The following is a 25,075-nucleotide window of genomic DNA, read 5'->3' on the forward strand; positions in this document are numbered from 1 at the left end:
GGTATCCCCCTCAGGTCAGGACAAGGACCGCCAGGATAGCTACGCTGACCCGGATGTTCAGTCCCGAAGGCCCCAGTCTGCGTGAACTCGCCGTCCAGGCGCTGTCGTCCGTCGAGCACGGCTACGACCTGCTCGCGCCGAAGTTCGACCACACCCCGTTCCGTACGCCCGACTCCGTGCTCGACGCGACCGTCGAGGCGCTGAAGGGGATGGGCCCGTACGGCGACGGCCTCGACCTGTGCTGCGGGACGGGCGCCGGGCTCGGGGTGCTCGGCGAGGTGTGCGGGAGCGTGACCGGCGTCGACTTCAGCGCGGGGATGCTGGAGTGGGCGAAGGAACAGGGCGCCCGGCTCGTACGGGCCGACGCGAGGGCGCTGCCGTTCACCGCCGCGTTCGATCTCGTCGTCAGTTTCGGGGCGTTCGGGCATTTCCTGCCCGGGGAGCTGCCGGGCCTGTTCCGCCAGGTGCACACCGCGCTGCGGCCCGGCGGAACGTTCGCGTTCCCCGTCGGCGCCCCGCCCAAGGCGTCGACTCCCGCGTACTGGGCGCTCCTTGGCTTCGACGGCGTCATGCGGGTCCGCAACGCCCTGTGGCGTCCCCCGTTCGTGATGTACTACCGGACCTTCCGACTCGCCGACGTACGACGGGAGTTGGAGCACGCGGGGTTCGCGGTGAGCCTGCGCGCGCTGCCGGAGTTCGGGACGAGGGGCGACGGGAGCCCGAGGGCGCGGCTGGTCGTCGGCCGCAGACCGGAGCGGACGGCCCCTCACAAGGCCGCGTAAACCGCCTCCACCAACGCCGACTTGCGCGGATCGTCCGCGATCCGGGACCCCATCCGGTTCATCACGTACCCCAGCGACACCCCCGCCTCCGGGTCCGCGAGCCCGCAGGACCCGCCGAACCCGTCGTGCCCGAACGCCCGCGGGTTCGGCCCGTACGACCCGTGCGCCCCGCTCAGCCACAGCCCGAGCCCGATCTCCGTGTCCCGCCCGAACTGCGCCCCGAGGACCAGGTCACGGCACGCGCCCTGCCCCTCGCGGACCCGCTCGACGGACGAGGGGGAGAGGAGCCCCCGGTCACCGGCGAGCAGGCCGTACAGCTCGGCGACGGCCCGCGCGGTGCCGTGGCCACCGGCCGCCGGGATCTCGGCGGCGCGCCAGGCGGGGGAGTTGGCGGCGGGCGCGCCGACGGGCGGGTTGGCGAGCGCGGCGACGGCGATCGGCGTCAACGAGGCGAGCATCGCGGCCTGTTGGGTGCTCGTCAGGGCGGGCGGCGCGACGAGTTCGGCGGCGCGGTCGGCGTCCTTCTCGGGCAGGCCGATCGTGAAGTCGATGCCGAGCGGGCCGGTGATCTCCTGTTCCAGGAAGGCGCTGGGGAGAAGGCCGGTGACGCGCCGGATGACCTCGCCGGTCAAGTGGCCGAAGAGCAGGGCGTGGTACCCGGAGGCGGTGCCGGGCTCCCACAGCGGGGAGGCCGCCGCGAGCCGGGAGACGGTCAGCTCCCAGTCGTACAACTCGGCGACACTGTGCGGGACTTGGAGACCCGAGAGGCCCGAGCGGTGGGACAGCAGATGCCGTACGAGGACGTGTTCCTTGCCGTTCGCCGCGAACTCGGGCCAGTAGTGGGCGACTTCGGCGTCCAGGTCGAGGAGGCCGCGGTCGGCGAGGAGGTGGGCGCACAGGGAGGTGACGCCCTTGGTGGTGGACCAGACGTTGACGACGGTGTCCCGCTCCCAGGGCCGGGTGCGGGCGGCGTCGGCCCAGCCGCCCCAGAGGTCGGCGACCGGTTGCCCGGCCACGAACACGGTGACGGCGGCGCCGAGTTCGCCGCGCTCACGGAAGTTCTCCTCGAACGCCGCGCGCACTCCGGCGAACCGGTCGTCGCAGTGGCCGTGCACCTCGGTCATGGGTCCTCCGCAGGGGGGTCGGGAAGCCGGGCACCCAGAACGTACCGACCGGTCGGACGGAGGGGAAGGGGAGGCTCCGGGGAGACGCGCTGGAAGGAGGCCGAGGACGAGACCAGCCGGGCGCCGTCGCCGACGGCCCGGTGGCCCACGGGGCGGAGCCGCTCAGCGTGCCGTGAGTGCGCGCAGCCAGCGGAGCTTGGTCTCCTCCTGGTACGGGCCGCCGCCCTCGTGGTCGTTGAAGTCGTACACCTCGATCTGCTTGTCGTCGTGCGCCCACGCGTTGAACGCGGCGAAGACCGTCGACGGCGGGCACGTCTGGTCCTCCAGGGCCGCCGAGAACAGGGCGGGCGCATTCGCGCGGGCCGCGAAGTGGACGCCGTCGAAGTAGGCGAGGGTGCGCTGGACGTCGGCCGCGCGGCCCCGGTGCGTCTTCAGGAACAGGCCGATCTCGCGGTACGGGTGCCGGTCCGTGAGGATCGTGGCGCGCGGGAAGTCGCACAGGAACGGTACGTCCGGGGCGGCGCCCGCGAGGTCCGGTACCAGGCCCGCGACCGCGATGCTGATGCCGCCGCCCTGGCTGCCGCCGAGGACCACCGTGCGGGACGCGTCGGCCAGCGGGTGCGCGCGGGCCGCCTCCACCGCGCGCACGCCGTCCGTGAACACGCGCCGGTAGTAGTAGTTCTCCGGTGCGTCGATCCCGCGCGTCATGAACCCCGGGTACGCGGGCGCGGCGCCCACCGGGTCCGCCGTACCGCCACCGCCGCCCCAGGCGCTGCCCTGGCCCCGGGTGTCCATGATCAGGTGGGCGCGGCCCGTCGACGCCCACAGGAGGTGCTCGTGGGGGAGGCCCCGGCCGCCGCCGTAGCCCACGAACTCCACGACCAGCGGCAGGGGGCCGGTCGCGCCGGCGGGGACGGTGAACCACGCCTTCACCGGGTGGCCGCCGTAGCCCGCGAACGTCACGTCGTACACGTCGACCGTCGTCAGGCCCGTGTCGACCGGCTCGAAACGGGCGTCCAGGTCGTGCTCCCGCGCTTCCTGGAGGGTCTTCGTCCAGAACGCGTCGAAGTCCTCCGGGGCCACCGACTCGCTGCGGTACTCCTGGAGTTCTTCGGGGGACAGGTCGAACAGGGGCATCGGGAAACCGCCTTCGGGGAAGTGGCCGGACGATCTCACCGTACGTGGCGTGCGGGAGGGCCACCAGAGGCCGAAAGTTTTCGGTTCCCGCAGGTCATGTGGGGGTGCGACACAGGCTCTCAGGCGCGGCGGCGGGTCCAGCGGGGTTCCGTCAGGGCCCAGTCGCGCTCCCACTCCGCCAGGCGGTGCCGCAGCGCCGTGCGGCGGAAGGCGGCGTACCCGACGACGACCGTCCCGGCCGTGGCGCCGCCCGCGCAGAACGCGACCGAGAGGGACTGCTGCCACACCATCGCCGAGCTGGGCGGCGGGCGCACCCCCCGGCCCCGGGCGTCGAGCCATACGTCGACCCTGTCGCCGGTGCGGGTACCGGCGTCGACGGGTGCCGTCGTCGTACGGGGCTGCCCGCCCGGCGGGGTCCAGCGGACCGTCACCCGGTACGACTGGTCGCGCCCGCCCACCGACGCCGGGGTCTCGGGGATACGGCCGACGACCTCGGCCCGCACCTCGTGGCGCTCGGCCCGCAGCCGGTCGGCGACCGTCTGTCCCTCCCGCTGCGCCCACATCCCCGCCAGCACCCCCACCAGCGGCGCCGCGACCAGCAGCAGGACCGCCAGCGCGAGCACCGTCCACCCCTCGACGACGTCCGACGGACGGCGCAGCGCATTGCTCCGCCACCGCCAGCCGCGCACCCGGGTCCGTGTACGAGCGCCCATACCTTTCTCGTACCCAGTTCGGGGGGTCTTCCCGCACGAAACGGGCGGTATGGCGCGAATCAACCGCCGAAGGGGCCGTCGAGGGCGGCCCACTGGAGCAGCATGATCGTCTTGCCGTCCGCGATCCGGCCGTCGCGGATCATGGCCAGGGCCTCCTTGAAGGGGAGTTCCAGCACGTCGATGTCCTCGCCCTCCTCCTCCAGGCCGCCGCCGGGGCCGGTGCGGTCGGCGGGCGTGTAGGGGGCCGCGTAGAAATGCAGGCGTTCGGTGATCGAGCCGGGGCTCATGTAGGCGTCGAAGACGTGGGTGAGGTGGCCGAGGGTGACGCCGAGTTCCTCCGCGGCCTCGCGGCGGATCGCGGTCAGGGGGGTGTCGTCGTCCAGGAGGCCGGCCGCGGCCTCGACGAGCATGCCGTCGGGGTGGTCGTTGACGTACGCGGGGTAGCGGAACTGGCGGACCAGCAGGACCTGTTGGCGCTCGGGGTCGTAGGGGAGGACCACGGCGCCGTTGCCCCGGTCGTACGTCTCGCGCTGCTGGGTGACCCAACTGCCGTCGCGGCGGCGGTAGTCGTACGTGGTGCGGCGCAGGACGTGCCAGCCCCGGGAGGTCAACTCCACGTCGCGGACGCGGACATCGGGGTTGCGGGTCAGGTCGCGTCCGGCGCGGTCGAGGTGCGTGCGGCCCCGGTGGTCGGGGGTGTCGACGCCGGGAAGGGGGAGGTCGGTGGTCATGGTGCGTTACCGTACACGCAGAAACATGCAAGAACGGGAGAGAGTGTGCATGCTGGCTGCTGAACGGCGGGATCATCTGCTGGGTCTGCTCGCGCGGGAGGGGAAGGTCGTCGCCAAGGAGGTGGCCGCCGGCCTGGGGATCTCCGAGGACAGCGTGCGGCGGGACCTGCGGGATCTCGCGGCGGAGGGGTTGTGCCAGCGGGTGTACGGCGGGGCGCTGCCGGTCTCCCCGGCCGTCGTGGACTACGCCGCCCGGCAGGGCGTCACGCCTGAGGGGAAGCGGAAGGTCGCCGCTGTGGCCGCGGGGCTGGTGCGGCCGGGGGGCGCCGTGATCCTGGACGGGGGGACCACCGCGCTGGCCGTCGCGCGCGCTCTTCCGGCGGACCTGGAGTGCACCGTCATCACGCACAGCCCGACCGTCGCGTCCGCCCTGCTGGAGCATCCTGCCGCCGAGGTGTTCCTCCTCGGGGGACGGCTCTTCAAGCACTCGGCGGTGGCCTGTGGGGCCGCCGCCGTGGAGGCGGCGCAGAACGTCTCGGCCGATCTGTGTCTGCTCGGGGTGACCGGGGTGCATCCCGAGGCGGGGCTGACCACCGGGGACGCCGAAGAGGCAGCCATGAAGCGGGCGTTGGCGGGGCGGGCGGCGGAGACGTACATCCTCGCGTCGTCCGAGAAGATCGGAGCGGCGTCGCGGTTCCGGGTGCTGCCGTGGGAGAACGTGAGCGGGGTGGTGACCGATGCGGATCCGCGGCACGCCGTTCTTGGACAACTCGCGGCGCGCGGGGTGGAAGTGCTGGCGGCGGGCTGAAGCTAGGCTTCCGAACTCCGGTGGCCCAGGCGGGACTTGAGGAGTACCCGCAGCGCTCCCGCCGGCGACGGCTCCGCCGAGCCCTTCAGGAGTCCCGCGCCCCGGGCGAACGCCGCGTCGGAGGTGAGGAGTTCGATGTCGATGAGGGCCAGGAGGAGGGGGCGGTAGGGGGCGGGGGCGAGGTGGGGGAGGCGGGCGGCCCGGTGGAGGTCGGCCCGGGCCCTGGTGATCTCGTGGGTCACCAACTCCCGTACCGCATCCGTCTCCCGGCCCGCCCTCAGGTCGTCCTCCGTCAGCGAGAACCGCTTCAGGGTCTCCGACGGGATGCCCGGGCGTCCCTCGCGCAGGTCCTCCGCGAGGTCGTTGGTGAAGTCGAGGCGCTGGCTGCCGTCGATGTAGGTGCGGCAGGCGGCGCGGAAGTCCCCGTCGTCCTCCTCGGGACCGACCAGGGTGGCGATCAGCATGAAGGCGGGGAACGTGTAGGCGTCGACGTACGCCTGGTAGTCGGCCTCGGTGGTGAAGCCGGCGAAGTCGAGTTCGGCCGTGGCGGTGGCGAGGTACGTCTCCAGGACGCCGCGCAGCCGGGGGCGGGCGGCGACCGTGTGGACCAGCGCGCGCAGGACCGCGTCGGAACTCGTCCCCGTCCGCAGGGCCTCGCGGACCCGCCGCTCCCACTCGGCCCACGCCGCCGCGCGCCGCGCGTGGGGGCCGGTGTCGAGGAGGCCGTCGCTGTGGTGCATGAACGCGGTGGCGGCCAGGACGTGCGGGAGGGCCGGGGCGGGGAGCAGGAGGCGGACGGCGACGTACGAGGCCCGGCGGTACCGGGCCACCGTCCGCCGCTGCGCGCCGTAGTCCCGCCGCAACCCGGGCTCCCGTACACCTGCCGCGTCCAGACTCCGCTTCCACGTGCTCACGCGGTGATCGTAGGGCAGCAGCCGTACGGCCCGGACCGGGGGCCGGGCGAGAGTGAGCGCCGGCAGGGTCAGCCGGTGAAGACCGCTTCGGACCGGTCGCGCTTCTCGTGCGCCTCCCGGTACAGCGGCGAGATCTCCCCCGGCACGGCCACGCTCTCCCGCCGTTCCGCCTCCCGTGGGGACTTCCTCCGGCGTCTGCGCGTTACGTACGGCCGGTGACCGACGTACGGAACCCGACCCCCCGTACCGACTCGATGCGCAGCGCGGCGCCGAGCTTGCGGCGCAGTACCGACACGTGTGTGTCGAGTGTCTTCGTCGAGCCGTACCAGTGGGTGTCCCAGACCGCGGACATGATCGTCTCGCGGGGGACGAGTTCCTCCAGGCGGTCCGTGAGGAAGGCCAGGAGGGTGAACTCCTTGGGGCGCAGAGGGACTTCGGTGCCGTCCAGGTAGACGCGGCGGGCGGGGCGGTGGACGGTGAGGCGGCCGTAGACGTCGGGGGCCGCGCGGGACCGGTCCGGGCGGTGGCGTCTGCGGTCCACCGCCCGCATCCGGGCGACGAGTTCGCGGATCCGGAACGGCTTCACCACGTAGTCGTCCGCGCCGAGTTCGAGGCCCACCACCTTGTCGGTCTCGCTGTCGCGTCCGCTGACGACGACGATCGGTACGTCGCCGCGCGCCCGCAGCTCCTGGCAGACGTCCAGCCCGTCCATGTCGGGCAGGCCGAGGTCCAGCAGGACGATGTCCGCTTCCACGGCCGTCAGGGCGGCGTGCCCGGTGGACGCCCAGGTGACGTGGTAGCCCTGCCGGGTCAGGCCGCGCCGTACGGCGTCGGCGGTGTCCTGGTCGTCCTCGACGAGCAGTACGCGCACGGGGTTCTCCTCGAAGGGGGCCGCGGTGACGGTCACCCGAGGACACCAACCGAGTGTGTCGACGGACCGGCGATCACGTCACAGGTTGCCGAAGGAAACGACGTGCGGTCCCGCTCTCAGCCCCGTACCCCCTCCCACGCCCGCTCGATCGCGGCGGTGTACTGGCTCCTGCTCACCGCGCCGGGGATGCCGAGGCGGCCACCGAGCACGGTGAACGGGACGCCGGTCGCGCCGAGGGCCACGGCCTCCGCGTGGTCCGCGCGTACCGTGTCCGTGTGACGGCCGGTGGAAAGGGTCTCGCGGATCTCCTCGCCGGGAATCCCGAGCCGCTCGCCGAGCCGGACCAGCGTGTCGTGCTCGAAGGCGTCCTCGTTGCCGGTGAACACCTCGGTCTGCATCGCCCGCAGGTACTCCCACGCGAGCCCGTGCTCCTTGCCGAGGTGGACCAGCCGCAGCATGTCCGACGTGTTGCTCACCGGCCGGTCGATCTCGTACCGCAGCCCTTCGACGGCGGCCCGCTGCGCCAGCCCCGCCTCCGTGGCCCTGGCCTGCGCCGGGGAGATGCCGTACGTCCGCGACAGGTGCTCCAGCGTCCGGGAGACGGTGGCGGGCGCGGCCGGGTCGAGCTGGAAGGTGCGGATCCGCAGGTCGACGGCGTCGGCGTGCGAGGAGGTCCGGACGGCCCTGACCAGCCGGTGTCCGCCGATGTAGCACCAGGGGCAGAGGACGTCCGCCCACAGGTCGACCGTCAGCCGGGTCGTGGCGGGGGCTGTTGTCGAGTCCATCGGGGGACCGCCTTCCAGTAACTTGATGTCACCCTCAAGATGAGACTCTAGCACTCAAGTTGAGGGTGCTATCAAGTTGTGCCGACCCTGCCGATCCCGCCGACCCGGCCGACCCCACCAACCCCGCCGGCGCAACGAAAAAGGGGCGGGCACCGGGCCCACCCCTTCTCCGTTTCCGTACGGCTCAGCCGAGCAGCTTCGCCGCCAGCGTCCCCGCGTTGTACGACCCCCACCCGGTCGTGAAGTCCCAGCCGGACCCCGCCGAGTACGCACCGTTGCTGCCGCTGGTCACGTCGTGGAAACCGGTGCCGTTCGCCGCGTACAGGGACGGGTTGGCGAACCCGAGGTTGCCCTTGCCCGCAGCCGCCGCCTGCTGGTTGTAGAGCGCCGCGAAGGCCGCCCACTCCGGCGCCGCCGCGCTGGTGCCGCCGACCGAGGACCAGGAGCCCTGCGAGTAGATGGACAGACCGGGCGTCGGGTTGGCGTGCGCGGCGACGTCCGGGACCTGGCGGAAGCCGCCGCCCGCGCTCTTCTGGACGGAGGTCTGCCAGCTCGGGATCTTGAAGACGGAGGACTTGCCGCCACCGCCGCCGGACCAGGCGACCTCCTTGCTGAAGGCGTTGCCGGAGGTGACCGTCAGCCGCGTGCCGCCGACCCCCGTGACGAACGGGTCGCTCGCCGGGAAGTCGACGGACGTACCGCCGTCCTTCGCGTCGTCGGAGCCGTCGTCACCGGAGGCGGCGTAGAAGCCGAGCCCCTGCGCGGCGCCCGCCTTGAACACGGCGTCCACGGCGTTCATGTTGGACGTGGTGCGCGCCGACTCCGCCGCGCCCCAGCTGATGGAGGTGGTCGGGATGCCGCTGTCGACGATCGCCTGGTACGTGTCGACCTCCCCGGCGTCCGAGTTGGGCCCCTCGAAGACCGTCACGTTCGCCTTGGGCGCGATCGCGTGCAGCACCTCGATGTCCAGCTCGACCTCGACCTGCCCGTCACCGAGCGCCCCGGACCCACCGTCGACCTTCTGCACGGTCGGCGTGGGGGAACCCAGGCTGTAGTTCGTGTCGTACTTCGTGATGTTGGACTGCTGGAACCCGTCGAACTCCAGCAGCGCGATCTTCTGCCCGCTGCCGGTGTACGTGCCGGACACGTTGTAGCCGCCCTTGAGCTGGGCCGGGGTGTAGCCGCCGCCGGGGCCGTCGTGAGGGGAGACCGTCCGCGAGATCGCCTGGTGGTGCAGCTGGGCGCGGTTGTTGAGGCCGGCGACGTCGCTCACGAGGGAGGCGATGGCGGAAGGCAGCGTCGGCGCCGAGGAGTTGGCGTAGAAGGTCCGGCCGGTCGCCGCGTCCTTGTACGTCGCCAGCTCCGTGCCGAACGCCTTCTGCAACTGGGCGGCGGTGCCGCTCGCGTCGACGAGGAGGTTGCCCGCGTGGACCTTGTCCACGGTCAGGCCCTGCCCGCGGAGATAGTCCTTGACCTGCTTGACCTCGGCGTCGCTGCGCCCGAAGCGGGCGGCGAACTGGGCCTTGGTGAGGTAGTGGCGGTACGAACTCGACTTGGGGTCACTGACCTTGGCGACGAACGTGTCCAGCGCCGAGCCGCCTCTGGGCGTCAGGCTCACGGCCACGGATATGCGCTTGCCGGAGGCGACCCGACCCGTACGGGCCGCGTCGTGGCCGAGGCCGTGGACGACGTCACCGGCGATCGCGGCGCGGGCCGTGTGCGGGGCGTCGGACGCGTACGCGGCGGGGATCGCGGCGGTGAGGAGAGCCGGTACGGCGACCAGACCGAGCAGTTTCAGGCGTGACTTCACCGAGTCCTCCGGGGAGTGGGGGGCGTCGTTCCGGAAGCGGAACGGCTTCACCGTAGGAAGATCCGGCCACCCCTCATAAGCGGGGGAACCCTTGCGTCACGTGTTAACAGCGCATGTCATGTCATCGCCGTGTGTCGAAACGCCGGTTGTAGGAGCGGCTCGGCTGACCGACCGTCACCGCCGGTACGACCCGCTCGTCGTCGGGGGCGTCCACCGCCGCGCCCGAGGCCAGCACGGCAACCGCCATCGCGTGCGCGAGCGCCGTCCGCGACCGCACCCCCACCTTCCGGTAGACCCGCGACAGCGCCCCCTCCACGGTCTTGACGCTGATGAACAGCTTCGCGGCGACCTCCCGGTTGGTGGCCCCGCCTCCGACCAGCTCCGCGATCCGCGCCTCCGTCGGCGTCAGCCCGGGACCCTCGCCGCGCTCCCCGGCGTCCAGCCGCGCCAGCTCCGCCCCGGCCCGCACCGCGAGCGCGGCGGCCCCGATCCGGTCCGCCGTCTCCAGCGCCTCCCCGAGCACCGCCCGCGCCGCGCTCCGGTGCCGGGCCCGCCGCTCGACCGTCCCCAGCGCGATCAGCGTCCGCACGAGGTCCACCGGCAACGGCAGCCGCCGCAGCCGCTCGACGGCCGTCCGCAGCCGTACGACCCCCTCCTTCGCGTCGCCGAGGCCCGCCGCGTGCAGCCCCTCCGCCCGCTCCAGGGCCGCCAGCGCACTGCCCGGTACATCACCCGACATGCGTGCGCGGGCCTCGCGCAGCACCGCACCGGCCTCGTCGCTCTCGCCGAGGACCACCAGCGCCTCCGCGAGATCCGCGTACCAGTGCAGCAGCGGCGGATCGGCGGCGCCCATCGCGGCGCCGAGGTCCCGCACCCGCTGGAGTGCCTCGACCGCCGTCGCCGCGCCGCGCGGGTCGCCGGTGAGGAGTTCGGCCTGTCCGAGGACCGCGAGCGCGCGCACCAGGAACAGCCGGTCGCCGTCGGCCTCCGAGGCGCGGACCGCGTCCCCGGCGAGCCGGCGGGCCTCGTCGGCGGTGCCGCCCACGGTCGCCGCGAGGGCCCGCGCGTACAGCACGGGCGCCGTCCCCGCGCCCGCCTCGCAGCGCGCGGCGGTGGCCAGGGCCTCGCGGCAGTCCCCGGCGCGCACCTGGATGCGGGTCAGCGCGACCAGGGTGGCCGTCGTCTCCTCGACCCCGGCGACCTCGCCGATCACCGCGAGGAGCCCGGCGACCTGCGCGCGGGCCTCGCCGACCCGGTCCGAGTCGAGCGCGAGGACGGCCCGCATCCGGATCAGCCCCCAGCCGTCGGGACCGCTGTGACCGCCCGTCAGCGCGAGCGCCTCCGCCAGGGCGGCACCGGCCGCGTCCGGCTCCCCGGCCAGCGACAGCACCCGGCCGAGCGTGGCCAGCGCGCCGACGCGGGTGTCCGTGTCGCCGAGCACGGCGGCCCGGCGCGCGTGGCGGGCCGCCTCGGTCAACTCCCCGCACAGCAGGCCCCGTACGGCGGCCCAGTAGTGCAACCAGCCCTCGGCCTCCGCGTCCCCGGCCGCGTCCCGCAGCCCCTCCGCGATCAGATCGTGCGCCCCCTCCAGCGCCTGCCCCGCGTTGCGCAGCAGCACCACCCGCGCCCGCACCCGCTGCCGGGCGTGCCCCGACCCGGCCAGCACCGCCTCGGCGGCCTCGCCCGCCTCCTCCTGCCGCCCGGCGTCACAGGCGTACCCGGCGGCGGCCAGCAGCCGTTCGGCGCGCGCGTGTTCCCCCGGGGTACGGCGGGCCGCGAGCCGCGCCAGCTCGAACGCGGCGTCGGGCTCCCCGCGCCCGCGCGCGTGCTCCGCCGCCGACTCCAGCGTGCGCGCGGTGTCCTCGGCCTCGTACGGGCGCGCGTACGCGAGATGCCGGGCCCGCTCCACCGGGTCGGCGACCGCGTCCGCCAACAGGGCGTGCGCCTCCCGGCGTTCGTGCGCCGACGCGTCGGCGTAGACGGCGGCCCGTACGGCGGGATGCGCGAACCGGACGACCCCGTCGCCGCCGGCCGCCGCGAGACCGCAGGCCGGGTCGTCGAGCCCGGCGGCCCGCAGCACGGTGAGGCTCGGGTGCTCGGCGGCGCTCGCGACGAGCAGCGTGCGCCGTACGCCTTCCGGCATCCCCGCCAGCAGCCGGGTACGCAGGCCCCGGGGGACGTCCAGTACCGGTCCGAGCAGGGGGGAGTGCTGCAACTCCAGTGCGTACGACGGATTTCCGGCGGCGGCCTCCTGGAGCGCACGCAGCACGTCAGGTGGCAGGTCGGCGCGCACGATCCGCGCCACCTCGTCGTACGACAAAGGCGGCACCCGCAGCACGGCCGTACCCGGCGGACAGCACCCCGCCCGCTCGGGCCGCTCCCCGTCCGCGACCCGCTCGGCGGCCACCACCCGCAGATCGAGCCCGCCCACCCGGCGCACCACGAACGCCAGCACCTCCGCGCTCTCCGCGTCGAGCCACTGCACCCCGTCGACGACCAGCAGCACGGGCCCCTCGCACGCGAGCCCCCGCAGCACGTCGAGCACGGCGACGCGTACGGCGAGCCTGCCTCGGCCGTCGTCCGGTGCCTCGCCCCGCAGCAGCGCGCCCCGCAACGCCTCCCGGAGCGGGGGTGCGAGGGAGTCCAGGCGGCTGTCCGGCACCTGCGCGAACAGGTCGACGAGCCCGGCGTACGGGAGTCCGGCGTCCTCTTCGCCGGGGGAGCAGCGCAGGACCGTCGCGGCCGGGGTGGTCGTCAGGAGCGCGTCCACCAGCGTGGACTTGCCGATTCCGGCGGGCCCGTGGAACAACACCCCGGGGGCGGCGGCCAGTTCGGCCCGTGCGGTGTCGAGCAGGTCCCGGCGGCAGGTCAGGAGCACAGGGGGCGGTGGCCTTCGGCGCCGGGGACGGGTCTGCGGTCGGGGCGGATCATGTGCTCATGACAACCTGACCGGATTCCGCTTGTCAATGACTGTCCACGGCACCGCGCGCGTCCCGTACGGCCGGTTCGAGCAGCGACAGCGTCCGCGCCCCCGCGTCCAGCCCCGCCCGCACCCCCACCGGCATCGGCAGGTTCGCCCCCGCGTGCCCGAAGCCGACGTTGCCGAGCACCGGGACGTCCCGGTCGCCGAGGGCGTCGAGGACGAGGTCGCGCAGGGTCGGGTCCGGCGTACCCGTACCGAGGCCGGCGATGCCGTCCGGGACGCCGACGACCATGCCCGCGATCCGGTCGAGGATGCCGCAGTGCCGCATGACCTGGAGATACGTCCACACGTGCGCCGCGAGGCCGCCCGCCTCCTCCCAGAACAGGACCGCGCCGTCGAACCGTTCGAGGGGGAGCGCGTACGGCGTCGCCTGGTTGAGGGCGATGCGGTTGATCACGCCGCCGACGAGAGGGCCCTCGGCGCGGCCGGGGCGCCAGCACTCCCAGGCCGGCGCGGACGGCAGCGCGCCGATCGGCTCCGTACCGGTCAGCAGCGTCGTGTACAGCCGCTCCAGCTCCGCCCGGCGGGCCGGGGACGTCCGCTGCCAGTGGCCGCCGAGGCCGGGGGTGGCCAGGTCGGTGTGGAAGCCGACCAGGCCCGTGCGGGCGTACAGCACCAGGTGCAGGAGGGAGATGTCGCTGAGGCCGAGGACCGGCTTGGGGTCGGCGGCGACGGCGTCGTAGTCGATGAGGTCGAGGTAGCCGAACACGGTCTGGCCCCCGTCGTGCGCGACGATCGCCCGCACCTCGGGGTCCCGCAGCAGCCCGTTGAACTCCTCGGCGATCTCCGCCGGCCGCGCCGCGCTCCACCAGCGCCGCCGCCCGGCTTCGAGAAGCGGCGCCCGGCGCACCCGGAACCCCATCCCCTCCAGTACGGCCACGGCCCGGCCGAGGTCGGGCTCGTACTCGGCGTGGAGCGGACCGGACAGCGAGGCGACGACGACGAGGTCCCCGGGCGCCAGGGCACGGGGACGCAGCAGTGTGGGACTGATCATCGACGCAGTCTCGCCGTCCTCGTGATCACCCGCCAGCCGATTACCGACCGGCCCCGCTCCTGCCGAGATCGCTCAGCCGTACCGTTCGATCCTGATCCGGTCGACCGGCTGGCCCGCGTCGACCAGCAGGCGGGAGGCGTGCTCGGCGAAGGCGTTGGAGCCGCAGACGTACGCCTCCCAGGCGGTGCCGGTGGCGAAGAGGGGTTCCAGGTGGGACGGGTCGAGGCGGCCCACCGGGGACCCCTCGGGCGCGCTGCGGGTGAACACCGGCGTCGTCTCCGCGCCGTACTCGTCCGCGTAGATCAGGTCCTCGGGGCTGCGCGCGGAGACCAACAGGCGCAGCGGTACGTCGAGTCGGTGCGCCCGGTGGTGGCGGACCATCGACATCAGCGGGACGACCCCGGAGCCCGCGCCGATCAGCAGCGCGGGGCGGTCGCCGGGCCAGGCGAAGAAACCGGAGAGCGGGCCGCGCACCTCGACCTGGTCGCCGGGTTTCGCGACCGTGTGGAACCAGCCCGAGACCTCGCCGTCCTCGACGTGGTCGAGGGTCAGCTCGATGTGGCCCGAGGCGTCCGGCGCGGAGGCGAGCGAGTAGTGGCGCTGCGCGGTGTAGCCGTCCTCGGCGGTGAGGCGGAGCATCAGGTGCTGGCCGGGGAGATGGCCCGGCCAGGCGGGCACGGCGAACCGGAAAGTCGACGCGTACGGGGTCTCCCGGCGTACCTCGGTCAGCGTCGCCGGCTGCCAGACGGCCGCCGCCCGGTTGGACACGGCGATGCGGCCGGGCACGGCGAACCGGGTCTCGAACGGTGTCTCAGTCACCGGAGTACCTCTGCTCCTCCCACGGGTTCCCCCGCGCGTGGTACCCGTTCTGCTCCCAGAACCCCGGCTCGTCGTGGTCGAGGAGCCTGATGCCCGCGACCCACTTCGCGCTCTTCCAGAAGTACAGGTGCGGCACCAGCAGCCGCGCGGGCCCGCCGTGCTCGGCCGCGAGCGGCAGCCCGTCGTACGTGAAGGCGATCCACGCCTTGCCGCCGGTCAGGTCCGCGAGGGGCAGGTTCGTCGTGTAGCCGGTGTGCGAGTAGGCGACCGCGTGCGTGGCGGCCCTGTCCGGGTGTACGGCGGCGAGGAACGCGTCCAGCGAGATCCCGCCGAAGCGGACGCCGAACTTGGACCAGCTCGTCACGCAGTGGATGTCGCCCCGGTACTCGGACCCGGGCAGCGCCCGCGCCTCCTGCCAGGTCCAGGTGCGCGGCTTCGCCACCAGGCCGTCGACGCGGAACGTCCAGTCGGCGGGCGCGAGGTCGGGCGTGACCTCGGCGGACAGGACGGGCCAGTCGTCGCCCGCGTCGTACTGGCCGGGCGGCAGCCCCGGGTTGTGGACGCGGGGACGCCCGGCGAAGCCTCGGGTGACGTTCATGGGTGCCTGTCTCGGAGAAACGTTCGTGCGGCCTCCACGATACGCGGCGCGCGCGGCGGCCGATCATTACGTCCGTATGAACGCTCGCGGTGGCCGGGAATACCCTCCCACCTGGGGTTCTTGGTGACGGATGACACAGCCGAGCCGTAGAGAGGGAGCCATGTCCAAGGCATACGTCTTCACCCGCGACGGAGGTCCGGAGACCCAGGCGCTCATCGACGTCGAGCGCCCGAGCCCCGGCCCCGGGGAGCTGCTGATCGCCGTGCGCGCGGCCGGGGTGAACCCCGTCGACTGGAAGCTGCGCTCGGGCTTCCGGCGGCCCGGCGACACCGGCGAGCGGGTCTTCCCGTCGGTCTTCGGGAGCGAGGCGGCCGGTGAGGTCGTCGCGCTCGGCGAGGGGGTGACCGGGTTCGCCGTCGGCGACGAGGTCTTCGGGACGGCCCTGAACGGCGGGTACGCCGAGTACACGCTGCTGCCCGCCGCCATCGCCGCCCACAAGCCCGCCGCGCTGTCGTACGCCGACGCCGCGACCCTCCCCGTGGCCGCCGCGACCGCCTACGACGGCGTCCACCAGCTCGCCCTGCCCGCCGGGGCGACCCTCCTGATCACCGGCGCGGGCGGCGGCGTCGGTGTGGCCGCCGTCCAGATCGCGCGCGCCCTCGGCCTGAAGGCGGTCGGTGTCGCGGGCGCCGCGAAGAAGGAGTTCGTCGAGTCCCTCGGCGCGGTGCACGTGGAGTCCGGCGACGGCTGGACGACCCGCGTCCCCGGTCCCGTCGACGCCGTGTACGACCTGGTCGGCGGCAAGGTCCTGGCGGAGGCCGCCGGGTTGGTGACCGGGCCGGGGAAGCTGATCACCGCCGGGGACCCGGAGGAGGTCGTCGCCGCGCTGGGCGGGACCCGCGTCGTGCGAGCCCGCAACGCGGCCGTACTGGAGGCGGTCGCCGACCTCGTCTTACAGGGCGCCCTCGATCCGTACGTCACCGCGCGGTTCCCCCTCGACGACGCCGGGGAAGCGCTGCGCAGCGTCGAGGACGGGCACGCCCGCGGCAAGGTCGTGATCGAGATCGGGGGCACGGCGTGAGCCACGTACTGGACAATCCGGCGCTGCACTCCCTCACCGGTCCGCACGCCCGGTTCGCCGAGCGCAGGGGGCGGGTGCTGCGGTACCCCGTCGACGTCTCGCCCTGGCTCGCGCTGCCGGACGAGCCGGACGCGCGGGACTGGGCCGACCTCGCCGCGCTCGCCGGGCCCGGCGCCGAGGTGCCGTTGCCCGGTTACCGGGGCGACGTGCCCGCCGGGTGGGAGGTCACCTTCCAGGTCGAGGGCGTGCAGCTCGTCGACGACGGGCTCGACGCGGCGCCGGACCCGGAGGCCGTACGGCTCGGCGCCGCCGACGTCCCCGAGATCCTGGACCTGGTGGCCCGTACCCGGCCCGGCCCGTTCCTGCCGCGCACCGTCGAACTCGGCACCTACCTCGGCATCCGCCGCGAGGGCGCGCTCGTCGCGCTGGCCGGGGAGCGGCTGCACCCGCCGGGGCACACGGAGATCAGCGCCGTGTGCACCGACCCGGCGTACCGGGGACAGGGCCTGGCCACCCGGCTCGTCCTCGCGGTCGCGCACGGCATCCGGGAGCGCGGCGAGGTGCCGTTCCTGCACACGGGAGCGGGCAACACGAACGCGATCCGCCTCTACGAGTCCCTCGGGTTCACCCTGCGGCGGCGTACGGCGTTCCTCGCCGCGCGGCCCCTGCGGGCGGCCGAGGCCCAGTCCGTGTGACCGAGGCGCGGTCCGTGTGACCGGCGGTCAGGACGCCGGCTGGCGCGCGGGAGCCCCGGTTCTCACCGCCAGCCGGAAACCCACGCCCCGCACCGCCTCGATGCACACCGCGTCCCCCAGCTTGTGCCGCAGCCCGTACACGTGCGTGTCCAGCGTCTTCGTCGGGCCGAACCAGTTGCTGTCCCACACCGCCGCCATGATGTCCTCGCGGGTCACGAGGGCGTCGAGGCGGTCGGCGAGGTAGACGAGGAGCGCGTACTCCTTCGGGCTCAGCGGGATCTCCGTGTCGTCGAGGTACGTGCGGTGCGCGAGCCGGTCGATGGAGAGGCGGCCGTAGCGGTCCAGGGAGCGGCGGGGCAGGCCGATGACGACACCGGAGGCCGGACCGGGGGCGGTGGGCCGGGGCACGGCGGCGGCCGGCGGCGGGGCCAGGCGCCTGCGCTGCACCGCGCGCATACGGGCGATCAACTCCCGTACGGTGAACGGCTTCACGACGTAGTCGTCCGCGCCCAGCTCCAGGCCGACGACCTTGTCCGTCTCCGAACTCCGCGCGCTGATCATGATGAGGGACACCTCGCTGCGGGCCCGCAGCCGGCGGCACACGTCGAGGCCGTCCATGTCCGGCAGACCCAGGTCCAGGAGGACCATCTCCGGGTCGCCGCCCGCGAGCAGCGCGTCCTGCCCGGTGGCGACCCAGTGGACGTCGTGCCCGTAGCGGGCGAGGCCGCGGGCGAGGGGGCCGGCGATCTCGGGATCGTCCTCGACGAGGAGTACGTGCATGATGCTTCTCCTGGTGACTCCGGGCGGAGCTGTCTGTGGGGGGCGGGGGAGTCTCAGGGGCCGGTCAGGGCCGGGCACAGGCCCAGCGCCGGGAACACCAGCGCGTCCAGATGGCGCCGCATCTCGGCGACGGTCAGCGGTTCCTCGCCGAGCAGCGGCCGGGCGAGGACGATGCTCAGCAGCAGCCCGGGGACGAGGTCGAGCGCCGGACAGTCGGCGGGGACCTCGCCGCGCCGCACCGCGCGCCGGAGCACCGTGGCGAGATCGGCCAGCGCGGGCTCCAGCATCGACCGGCGCAGTGAGCGCCGCAGTTCGGGGTTGCCGAGGATCGCGCTGCCGACCCCGAGGTGCAGGAAGGGGCCGCGCGACAGGGCCTCGTCACCGACCCGGTCGACGATCCCGTACAGGTCCCCGGGCAGCGAGCCCGTGTCGACCTCGGTGAGCCGCAGCGGCTCGCGCCGGCCCAGAGCCGCGACGACCAGCTGGGGCTTGCCGCCCCACTGCCGGTACAGCGTGGCCTTCCCGGCGCGGACGCGGGCGGCGACCGCCTCCATCGTGAGCGCCTCGTACCCGACCTCGCGGAGCAGGGCGAGCACGGCCTCGTACACCTGGGCGGCGCGCAGCGGAGTGATCCGGGTGCGGCGGACGGCCATGGGCACCCCTCCTCGGCGTGAACGGCCTCAGGCTAGCCGCGCCGCTAACGGAACGGGCGCGTCTCACTTGTGGCATCAGTCACTTCCGGGGCCGGGGAGGTTTCCGGGGATTCACACGACTACCCTGTCGTGAAAGGCCCGTTGGGGTGCGGGCGGGTGCTGACGATGGCGGACATGAGCACACAGCATCCGTACAGTCACCGCACAAGAACCCGTCGTGTTCTCGCGGTTGGTGCCCTCGCCGCCGCTCTGCTGGGCCAACTCCTCGGCGGGACCACGGCCATGGCGGCGCCGGACGGCTCAACCGAGGCGGCAGCAGGGCGAATAACCTGGAAACCCTGTACCGCGCCCGACGGCACGGGCGGATTCGAGTGCGCCACCCTCAAGGTCCCGGTGGACCGCACCAAGCCCAAGGGCGCGACCATCGACCTCGCCCTCAACCGGCACCGCGCCACCGACCAGGCCCGCCGCATCGGCCCTCTGCTCATCAACCCCGGCGGACCCGGCGGCTCCGGCGTCGACTTCGCCTTCGGCGCGCCGTCCTCCTTCTCGCCCGAACTCCTCGCCCGCTTCGACATCGTGGGCTTCGACCCGCGCGGCGTCGGCCGCAGCCACCCGGTGACCTGCGACTGGGACCTGATCCTGAAACAGGACGAGCTCCTCTACCCCGCCGGTGCACGGGACCTGGCCGCCCTGCGCGCCGCGACCCGCGCCCTCGGCCATGACTGCCGCGCCCGGACCGGCCCCCTGTTCGGGCACATGGACACGGACAGCGTCGTCCGGGACATGGACGCCATCCGTGCCGCCCTCGGCGAGCCGAGGATCAGCTACTACGGAGTTTCCTACGGCACCGCCATCGGCCAGCAGTACGCCGCCCGCTACCCGAACCGCGTCCGCGCGCTCGTCCTCGACTCCAACATGGACCACAGCCTCGGCCGCACGGCGTTCCAGCGGACCGAGGCCGTCGCGATGGAGGAGGTCTACGGCCAGTTCGCGGGCTGGTGCGCCCGCACGCCCGCCTGCGAACTGCACGGCCGTGACGCCCGCGCCCTCTTCGACTCGCTGTACCGGCGCGCGGAGGCCGGTGAGCTGGAGCTGCCGGGCGGCCTCGGACTCCGGCCGCGGGACGTGCAGGCATACGTCATCGGCTTCCTGTACGACCCCGCGTCCTGGTTCGACCTGGCCGACCTCCTGGCCTACCTGGACGACCCGGCCGCACCGGGAACCCGCCGCCCGGCCGCGTTCGGCGAGCCGACGCCGTACCCGTTCCCGGCCGTGATGTGTCAGGACTACGACTTCGCCGTCCCCTCGTACGCCGCGCTCGACCGGCAGGAGCGGGCTCTCGCGCGGGTCGCACCCGTCACCCGGTCCAGCCCGCTCGGCTGGCAGGTCATGACCGGGTGCCAGAACTGGCCGGCCAAGGTCACGAACCCGCCCCGGCCGCTCAAGGTCGACGGGACGCCGCCGATCCTCCTCACCAACAGCCGCTTCGACCCGGCCACTCCGTACGCCTGGGGTGCCAACGCCGCGCGGCAGATCGGGCGGGAGGCCGTGCTGCTGACGTACGACGGTGCCGGGCACGGGGACTACTGGCTCAGCCCGTGCGCGCGTTCTGCCATCGACACGTACCTGTTGACGCTGAGGACGCCGCGGCCCGGGACGCACTGCCCGGCCGTCTGGCCGGTGGAACCCGCGCCCGAACGCAAGGGTGCGCTGGTCAATCCGCTGCCCGAGCTGGTCGGCACACCGGCGTACTGATGACAAGAGGGCCGGTTCCGGACGGATTTCGGGACCGGCCCCCGCGACACTGGTCCCATGACCTCTTCCTTGACTTATGGCGTGCTGGTGCAAAGGGCCGCCGCTCTCGTCCGCCCCGGCCGCCGGGCCGTCCTCGGGATCGCCGGGAGCCCGGGGGCCGGGAAGACGACGCTCGCGCAGCGGCTGGTGCGGGAGCTGGGGCCGGTCGCGGCGCACGTTCCCATGGACGGGTTCCATCTCGCCGACGTCGAGCTGGACCGGCTGGGGCTGCGGGACCGGAAGGGGGCGCCGGAGACGTTCGACCCGGCGGGGTACGCGGCGCTGCTGAAGCGGCTTCGGACGTCGGAGGACCTGGTGTACGCGCCCGGGTTCGAGCGGGTTCTTGAGCAGCCGATCGCCGGTGCCATTCCCGTGCCGCCCACCGCGCGGCTCGTCGTCACGGAGGGCAACTACCTGCTGCTGGGCGCCGGTTCGTGGGTGCGGGTCCGGGCCGAGCTCGACGAGGTGTGGTTCTGCGCGCCGGACGAGGGGGAGCGGGTGCGGCGGCTCGTCGCGCGGCACGAGGAGTTCGGGAAGAGCCACGAGGACGCTGTGGCCTGGGTGTCGCGCAGTGACGAGCGCAACGCCGCGCTGGTGGCGGGGACGCGGGAGCGGGCGGATCTGGTGCTGACGTCCGCCCAGCTCCCGGCGCCGTGAGGGCTATTCGGCTGTTTCCTTGGCGGCGTCGAGGCTGCGGACCAGGCCGCGCAGGACCGGGCCGTACTCGGGGTGCGAGAGCGCGTGCGCCATCTGGGCGACCAGGTAGTCCGCCGGGTTGCCGGTGTCGTACCACTCGCCCTGGATCACCTGGCCGTACACGGCGCGGGTCGCGGCGTACGCGTTGATCGCGTCGGTCAAGTAGATCTCGCCGGTGCGGTGTTCGTGCCAGCGGCGGGTCTGCTCGCGCAGTTCGTCGACGATGCCCGGGGTGATGACGTAGCCGCCGATCGCCGCGTACGAGGAGGGGGCGTCCTGCTGCTTCGGCTTCTCGACCAGGCCCGTGATGCGGAGCTGGCCGTCGCCGAGGTCCTCCTTGACGATCGGGACGCCGTAGCGCTGCGAGTCCTTCGGGTCCATCGGGAGCAGGGCGAGGACCGGGCAGCCGGTCGCCTCGTACGCCCGGATGAGCTGCTGGGCGCGCGGGACCTCGGCCACGAACACGTCGTCCGGCCACAGGACGAGCACCGGCTCGTCGTTGAAGGAGCGCGCCGCGTTGAGCACGGGGGTGCCGTTGCCGTACGGGCCGCGCTGGTCCAGGTAGGTGATGTGGCCGCGCCGGGCCAGCTCGGCGACCTCCTCCACCGCGTCCGCGTACGCCGTCTTGCCGTCCGCCCGCAACTGGTCCACCAGCGCCGGGTTCGGCCGGAAGTGGTCCTGGATCAGGGACTTGCCGCCCGACACGACGATCGTGATGTCCGTGATGCCGGAGTCCACCAGCTCACGCACCGTGTGCTCGACGACCGGCTTGTCACCGACCGGCAGCATCTCCTTCGGGATCGCCTTGGTGAGGGGCAGCAGGCGCGAACCGAGCCCGGCGGCGGGGATGACGGCCCTGCGGATCGTGGGGGAGGACATCTGCTCTCTCTCGTGTGGGTGCGCTGGTTCTTCGAGGTGCGGCTGAGAGGGACGCTACCAACACGCCCTAACCCTTGAGCGCGTCCGAGATCGACTTCACGCCGCCGTGGGCCGTCAGGCCGCCGTCCACCGGGATCTCGGTGCCCGTGATGAACGAGGACTCGTCGGAGAGGAGGAACACGACCAGCGGGGCGATGTCGTCGACCGTGCCGGAGCGGCCCAGGGGGGTCTCGCCGATCGTCGCGTCGCGGAACGCCTGCGAGGCGGCGGCCGTCATCTCCGTCTCGATGTAGCCGGGGAGGACGGAGTTGACGCGGATGCCCTTCGGGCCCAGCTCGGTCGCGGCGATCTTCGAGACGGCGCGCAGGGCCCACTTGCTGGCCGTGTAGGCGACGGGGTAGTAGCCGGTCAGCGCGGTCGCCGAGCCGATGTTGACGATGGACGAGCCCGGCGGCATCAGCGGGGACAGCTTCTGGATGCCGAGGAGGGGACCGGTCGTGTTGACGGCCTGCACGCGGGCCATGTCCTCGGGCCGCACGGTGTCGAGGCGCTGGCGCTCGATGATCCCCGCGTTGTTGACGAGGCCGTGGATCTGGCCGTACGACTCGCGCAGACCGCCGGCCAGCGCGTCCCAGTCGGCCTCGCAGCTGATGTCGAGCTTCAGGCACCCGTCGTCCTCGGGGCGCGCGTCGGTGGCGACGACGGTCGCGCCGGCCCGGGTCAGGGCGTGGGCCTCGGCCAGTCCCTGTCCGCGTGCCGCGCCCGTGACGACGATGACCTTGCCTGCGAGACGGCCCGTGGGCTGCCCGTTCTCCGTGATCGTGCTCATGCCGGACAAGTTACCGTCCCGGCTGCGGGCAGCCCTCGGGAGGCTGCCCGCAGGGGGACTTGGCGGGTCAGGGGCTTGGTGGGTCAGGGCTTCGCCGCGACCCGGCCCAATTCGATCCGTGCGATGTCGGGGGCGGCTGCGGTCGCGTTGCCGAACGTCACCGTGTTGGCCCCCTTCCGCAGGTCGACCGGGACGCCGACCGTCCAGTAGTCGTCGGTGCTCCACGTGTTCTTGAACGTGACCGTGCGCGGCGCGCCGGCGTCGACCGTGACGTCCGCCGTGCGGGACATGATGTCGGTGTTGTAGGCGTGCCCGTTGTCGCGCCGGTCGTTGTGCGCGTAGGTCACGACCAGCAGGTACCGCCCGGACTTCGGCGCGTTCACCCTGAACTCGGCAGTGCTGTCGGGGCTGTTGCCGAGGCTGCCGACGTACGCCCCACCGGGCGCGTACACCGAGTCGACGAGCTTGGCGCCGCCCGCGAGCACGGCATCGGCGGCGCTGTACGTGAGGACGTTCTGGTCGGACCCGTCCCCCGACACGTCGAGCGAGCGCAACGACGCGTGGCTCGACGTCACCGCGACCCGGTTGTTCCCCGCGACCAGGTACAGCCGCAGCGCCCGGTTCGGCACGGCGGCCAACGTCTCCCCGTGCAGGGCGAGTCGGACCGGTTCCGACCCCTTCGGTACGACCGTGTAGTAGCCGTCGCGCGGCGCGTACACGTCGAACACCGCCTTGTCGCCGCCGCGCAGCACGAGCGAACCGGTGCCGGTCCCGGTTCCGGTGGAGTAGTCGAACGCCGGACGCCCGCCGAGGTCCGCGAGGGTCGCCTCGTACGACGCCGTTGTCCTGGTTCGGCGGGTGAGGTCGATCCGGTCGAGCGTGACCTCGGCGTCGCCCTTCGCGAGGCTCAACACGTGGGTGCCGGAGGACAGTTGGAGGCTGACGTCCCGCTTGGCGCGGTAGATCCAGTTCTGGGTGGAGGGGTAGGTCACGGTGACCGGAGCGGCGCCGTCCACCGACAGTTTCTGCGTGGCCGGGCGGCCGGACTGGTTGCCGTACAGGACCGCCAGGTCGTACGTGCCGTCCTCGGGGACGGTCACCGTGAAGTCGACTTTGCTGGCAGGGGTGTTGAGGGAGCCGACGTCCTTGGTGCCGGACGCCGCATAGCCGTTGGCGTTCTGGACCGTGCCCTGCGTGTAGACCGTGCCGCCGGTGATCGCCGCGTCCTCGGCCTCGTACGACGCGGACCAGGGGACTGCGGGTGCGGCGGGGGTGCCGGTGCCGGACGGGGTGAGGACGATCCGGTAGGCCGACATCTTGTGCAGGCCGCGCAGGGGGACGGTGACCGTGCCGTCGGCGGCCACTTGGGTCTTGACGCGGCTCAGGACCTGCGGCGCGGCGTGCTGACCCTCGTACCCGGACCAGCCGGCCTCGGCGACCGTCGCGGTGACCGTACGGCCGAAGAGCCCCCGGGGGACGTTCTGGACGACGACGTCCGCGTCACCCGCCGAGCCGCCCAGCAGCACCTGGGCCTGACGGCGCGAGGTGTCCAGCGAGGCCAACCCCTGGAGCGTGTCGATGGTGTTGGGCTGCGGCGGGGTCACCTTGACGGTGTCGCCCGTGAGGCCCGCGTACCAACGCAGCAGCCACCAGCCGCCGTTGGGGATGTTGGAGCGGACGACGTGGCCGCTGAGGTTGCCCGCCGCGTCCCAGTACGCCATGTTGGCGTACACCTTGTTCCTCTCGAACATCGAGATCCACTGGACGAGTTGGCCCGGCACGGACAGGTCGCGCCGGTTCGCGTACTCGTCGATGTTGATCTTGAGCGGGCCGATACCCAACTCCCGTTCCAGGGCGCGGTAATTGTCGTAGTGGCCCTGGAAGTCGCGCAGGGAGCCCGAGCTGAGTTCGTGCCAGGTCATGATCTGTGGGAGGACGTTCTCGCGCTTCGCGAAGGTGAGGAAGTCCCGCAGGAAACGCGGGTAGTAGCCGGTCTCGTTGGGTCCGGCGATCACCGCGTCCGGGTCGATCGCGCGGATCCGCTCGTACACCGTCTTCCAGTGCGTGAGGAAGCGGTCGCGCTCCACCTCGTACTCCGCCTGGGGGCCGTTGAGCCTGTACCAGATGAAGTCCGGTTCGTTGAACGGGATGTAGACGAACCGCTCGCTGTTCGGGTCGGCGGCTATGCGGCGGGTGATGCTGTCGACCTTGGGGAGGTAGTCGTCGATGCCGAGGTCTTCGTACGGCCACTTGGCGTAGATGTCCTGCATCATGACGTTGATCTCGCCGCCGCCGTTGCGGAAGAACGCCTTCGACACGGCCTGTGCGTCGCCGTTCGGGTGCTGGAGACCCCCGTCCGGCTTCTGCGAGATGCTGGTGATCTTCAGGGGTTCGAGGGCCGCGTCGCTCGGTACGCCGTCGTCGCCGAGGCCGTACAGGGCGCCGTTCGCGCCGAGTTGGACGGGGCCTTCGGAGGCGGCGAGGTCGACGGTCAGGCGCTGGGTGTCGAGGCCGGCCTCGGCGGTCGCGGGCAGGGCACCGGCCATGAGGGCGGCTCCAAGGGCGGTGGTGACAAGGGCGGTTCGGACGCGGGATC

At 73.1% G+C, this 25,075-nt stretch carries 23 protein-coding genes; 6 read left to right on the plus strand and 17 right to left on the minus strand.

Going from position 1 to position 25,075, the window contains the following annotated elements; genetic code table 11:
• Positions 1-53: 53 nt before the first annotated feature.
• Complete coding sequence (locus tag ACQCO7_RS38255) at positions 54-782, plus strand: class I SAM-dependent DNA methyltransferase (protein WP_464076112.1); 729 nt, start codon at positions 54-56, stop codon at positions 780-782.
• Here ACQCO7_RS38255 and ACQCO7_RS38260 read toward each other — a convergent pair.
• The 4 genes from ACQCO7_RS38260 to ACQCO7_RS38275 all read right to left on the minus strand — a co-directional run bounded on the left by ACQCO7_RS38260 (position 767) and on the right by ACQCO7_RS38275 (position 4,487).
• On the minus strand, positions 767-1,906 hold the full coding sequence (locus ACQCO7_RS38260) for a serine hydrolase domain-containing protein (RefSeq protein WP_464076113.1): 1,140 nt from the start codon (positions 1,904-1,906) through the stop codon (positions 767-769). The two genes, ACQCO7_RS38255 and ACQCO7_RS38260, sit on opposite strands and share 16 nt — an antisense overlap.
• A gap of 162 nt (positions 1,907-2,068) precedes the next feature.
• Positions 2,069-3,043, minus strand: coding sequence for an acetylxylan esterase (locus tag ACQCO7_RS38265; protein ID WP_464076114.1), 975 nt, complete (start codon positions 3,041-3,043; stop codon positions 2,069-2,071).
• A 119-nt stretch (positions 3,044-3,162) separates the two neighbouring features.
• A complete protein-coding gene (locus tag ACQCO7_RS38270; protein WP_464076115.1) occupies positions 3,163-3,756 on the minus strand; it encodes an Rv1733c family protein in 594 nt (197 codons plus the stop codon).
• 59 nt (positions 3,757-3,815) lie between these two features.
• Positions 3,816-4,487 carry an NUDIX domain-containing protein gene (locus ACQCO7_RS38275; RefSeq protein WP_464076116.1) on the minus strand — a complete coding sequence of 224 codons (672 nt, stop codon included), beginning with the start codon at positions 4,485-4,487 and terminating at the stop codon, positions 3,816-3,818.
• A gap of 49 nt (positions 4,488-4,536) precedes the next feature.
• Between ACQCO7_RS38275 and ACQCO7_RS38280 the strand changes: the two genes are divergently transcribed.
• On the plus strand, positions 4,537-5,295 hold the full coding sequence (locus ACQCO7_RS38280; protein WP_464076117.1) for a DeoR/GlpR family DNA-binding transcription regulator: 759 nt from the start codon (positions 4,537-4,539) through the stop codon (positions 5,293-5,295).
• A gap of 2 nt (positions 5,296-5,297) precedes the next feature.
• Here the strand turns inward: ACQCO7_RS38280 and ACQCO7_RS38285 are convergent, their stop codons facing one another.
• From ACQCO7_RS38285 to ACQCO7_RS38320, 8 genes are all read right to left on the minus strand, one after another.
• Positions 5,298-6,209 carry a squalene/phytoene synthase family protein gene (locus ACQCO7_RS38285; protein WP_464076118.1) on the minus strand — a complete coding sequence of 304 codons (912 nt, stop codon included), beginning with the start codon at positions 6,207-6,209 and terminating at the stop codon, positions 5,298-5,300.
• A gap of 202 nt (positions 6,210-6,411) precedes the next feature.
• On the minus strand, positions 6,412-7,080 hold the full coding sequence (locus ACQCO7_RS38290; RefSeq protein ID WP_464077399.1) for a response regulator transcription factor: 669 nt from the start codon (positions 7,078-7,080) through the stop codon (positions 6,412-6,414).
• A gap of 116 nt (positions 7,081-7,196) precedes the next feature.
• A complete protein-coding gene (locus ACQCO7_RS38295; RefSeq protein WP_464076119.1) occupies positions 7,197-7,865 on the minus strand; it encodes a DsbA family oxidoreductase in 669 nt (222 codons plus the stop codon).
• Positions 7,866-8,049: 184 nt separating this feature from the next.
• A complete protein-coding gene (locus ACQCO7_RS38300; RefSeq protein ID WP_464076120.1) occupies positions 8,050-9,726 on the minus strand; it encodes a S53 family peptidase in 1,677 nt (558 codons plus the stop codon).
• 70 nt (positions 9,727-9,796) lie between these two features.
• Positions 9,797-12,553: an AAA family ATPase gene (locus tag ACQCO7_RS38305; protein ID WP_464076121.1), complete on the minus strand. Its 2,757-nt coding sequence runs from the start codon at positions 12,551-12,553 to the stop codon at positions 9,797-9,799.
• An 85-nt stretch (positions 12,554-12,638) separates the two neighbouring features.
• Entirely contained in the window at positions 12,639-13,652 is a 1,014-nt protein-coding gene (locus tag ACQCO7_RS38310) for a S66 peptidase family protein (protein ID WP_464076122.1), read from the minus strand.
• Between the two features lie 72 nt (positions 13,653-13,724).
• Positions 13,725-14,471, minus strand: a complete 747-nt coding sequence (locus tag ACQCO7_RS38315) for a ferredoxin reductase (protein ID WP_464076123.1) — start codon at positions 14,469-14,471, stop codon at positions 13,725-13,727.
• Positions 14,464-15,069, minus strand: coding sequence for a sulfite oxidase-like oxidoreductase (locus ACQCO7_RS38320; RefSeq protein ID WP_464076124.1), 606 nt, complete (start codon positions 15,067-15,069; stop codon positions 14,464-14,466). Before ACQCO7_RS38320 ends, ACQCO7_RS38315 begins: the two co-directional genes overlap by 8 nt.
• A 160-nt stretch (positions 15,070-15,229) precedes the next feature.
• On the opposite strand from ACQCO7_RS38320, the gene ACQCO7_RS38325 reads away from it, so the two are divergent.
• Both ACQCO7_RS38325 and ACQCO7_RS38330 read left to right on the plus strand, forming a co-directional pair.
• Positions 15,230-16,150, plus strand: a complete 921-nt coding sequence (locus ACQCO7_RS38325) for an NADP-dependent oxidoreductase (RefSeq protein WP_464076125.1) — start codon at positions 15,230-15,232, stop codon at positions 16,148-16,150.
• A complete protein-coding gene (locus ACQCO7_RS38330; protein WP_464076126.1) occupies positions 16,147-16,845 on the plus strand; it encodes a GNAT family N-acetyltransferase in 699 nt (232 codons plus the stop codon). Before ACQCO7_RS38325 ends, ACQCO7_RS38330 begins: the two co-directional genes overlap by 4 nt.
• A 27-nt stretch (positions 16,846-16,872) precedes the next feature.
• Here the strand turns inward: ACQCO7_RS38330 and ACQCO7_RS38335 are convergent, their stop codons facing one another.
• The gene (locus tag ACQCO7_RS38335) at positions 16,873-17,625 is read right to left on the minus strand and encodes a response regulator transcription factor (RefSeq protein WP_464076127.1); all 753 of its coding nucleotides are present in this window, start codon (positions 17,623-17,625) and stop codon (positions 16,873-16,875) included.
• Positions 17,626-17,678: 53 nt separating this feature from the next.
• Positions 17,679-18,278: a TetR/AcrR family transcriptional regulator gene (locus tag ACQCO7_RS38340; RefSeq protein WP_464076128.1), complete on the minus strand. Its 600-nt coding sequence runs from the start codon at positions 18,276-18,278 to the stop codon at positions 17,679-17,681.
• Between the two features lie 174 nt (positions 18,279-18,452).
• Between ACQCO7_RS38340 and ACQCO7_RS38345 the strand changes: the two genes are divergently transcribed.
• Together ACQCO7_RS38345 and ACQCO7_RS38350 are read left to right on the plus strand one after the other, a co-directional pair.
• On the plus strand, positions 18,453-20,036 hold the full coding sequence (locus tag ACQCO7_RS38345) for an alpha/beta hydrolase (RefSeq protein ID WP_464076129.1): 1,584 nt from the start codon (positions 18,453-18,455) through the stop codon (positions 20,034-20,036).
• 57 nt (positions 20,037-20,093) lie between these two features.
• Positions 20,094-20,732, plus strand: coding sequence for a nucleoside/nucleotide kinase family protein (locus ACQCO7_RS38350; RefSeq protein WP_464076130.1), 639 nt, complete (start codon positions 20,094-20,096; stop codon positions 20,730-20,732).
• Between the two features lie 3 nt (positions 20,733-20,735).
• Here ACQCO7_RS38350 and ACQCO7_RS38355 read toward each other — a convergent pair whose 3' ends face one another.
• From ACQCO7_RS38355 to ACQCO7_RS38365, 3 genes are all read right to left on the minus strand, one after another.
• Positions 20,736-21,650: a UTP--glucose-1-phosphate uridylyltransferase gene (locus tag ACQCO7_RS38355; protein WP_464076131.1), complete on the minus strand. Its 915-nt coding sequence runs from the start codon at positions 21,648-21,650 to the stop codon at positions 20,736-20,738.
• Between the two features lie 67 nt (positions 21,651-21,717).
• The gene (locus tag ACQCO7_RS38360; RefSeq protein WP_464076132.1) at positions 21,718-22,479 is read right to left on the minus strand and encodes an SDR family NAD(P)-dependent oxidoreductase; all 762 of its coding nucleotides are present in this window, start codon (positions 22,477-22,479) and stop codon (positions 21,718-21,720) included.
• A gap of 83 nt (positions 22,480-22,562) precedes the next feature.
• The gene (locus ACQCO7_RS38365; protein ID WP_464076133.1) at positions 22,563-25,025 is read right to left on the minus strand and encodes a CBM35 domain-containing protein; all 2,463 of its coding nucleotides are present in this window, start codon (positions 25,023-25,025) and stop codon (positions 22,563-22,565) included.
• Positions 25,026-25,075: the final 50 nt, after the last annotated feature.

This window comes from Streptomyces saintjeani, assembly GCF_055409605.1.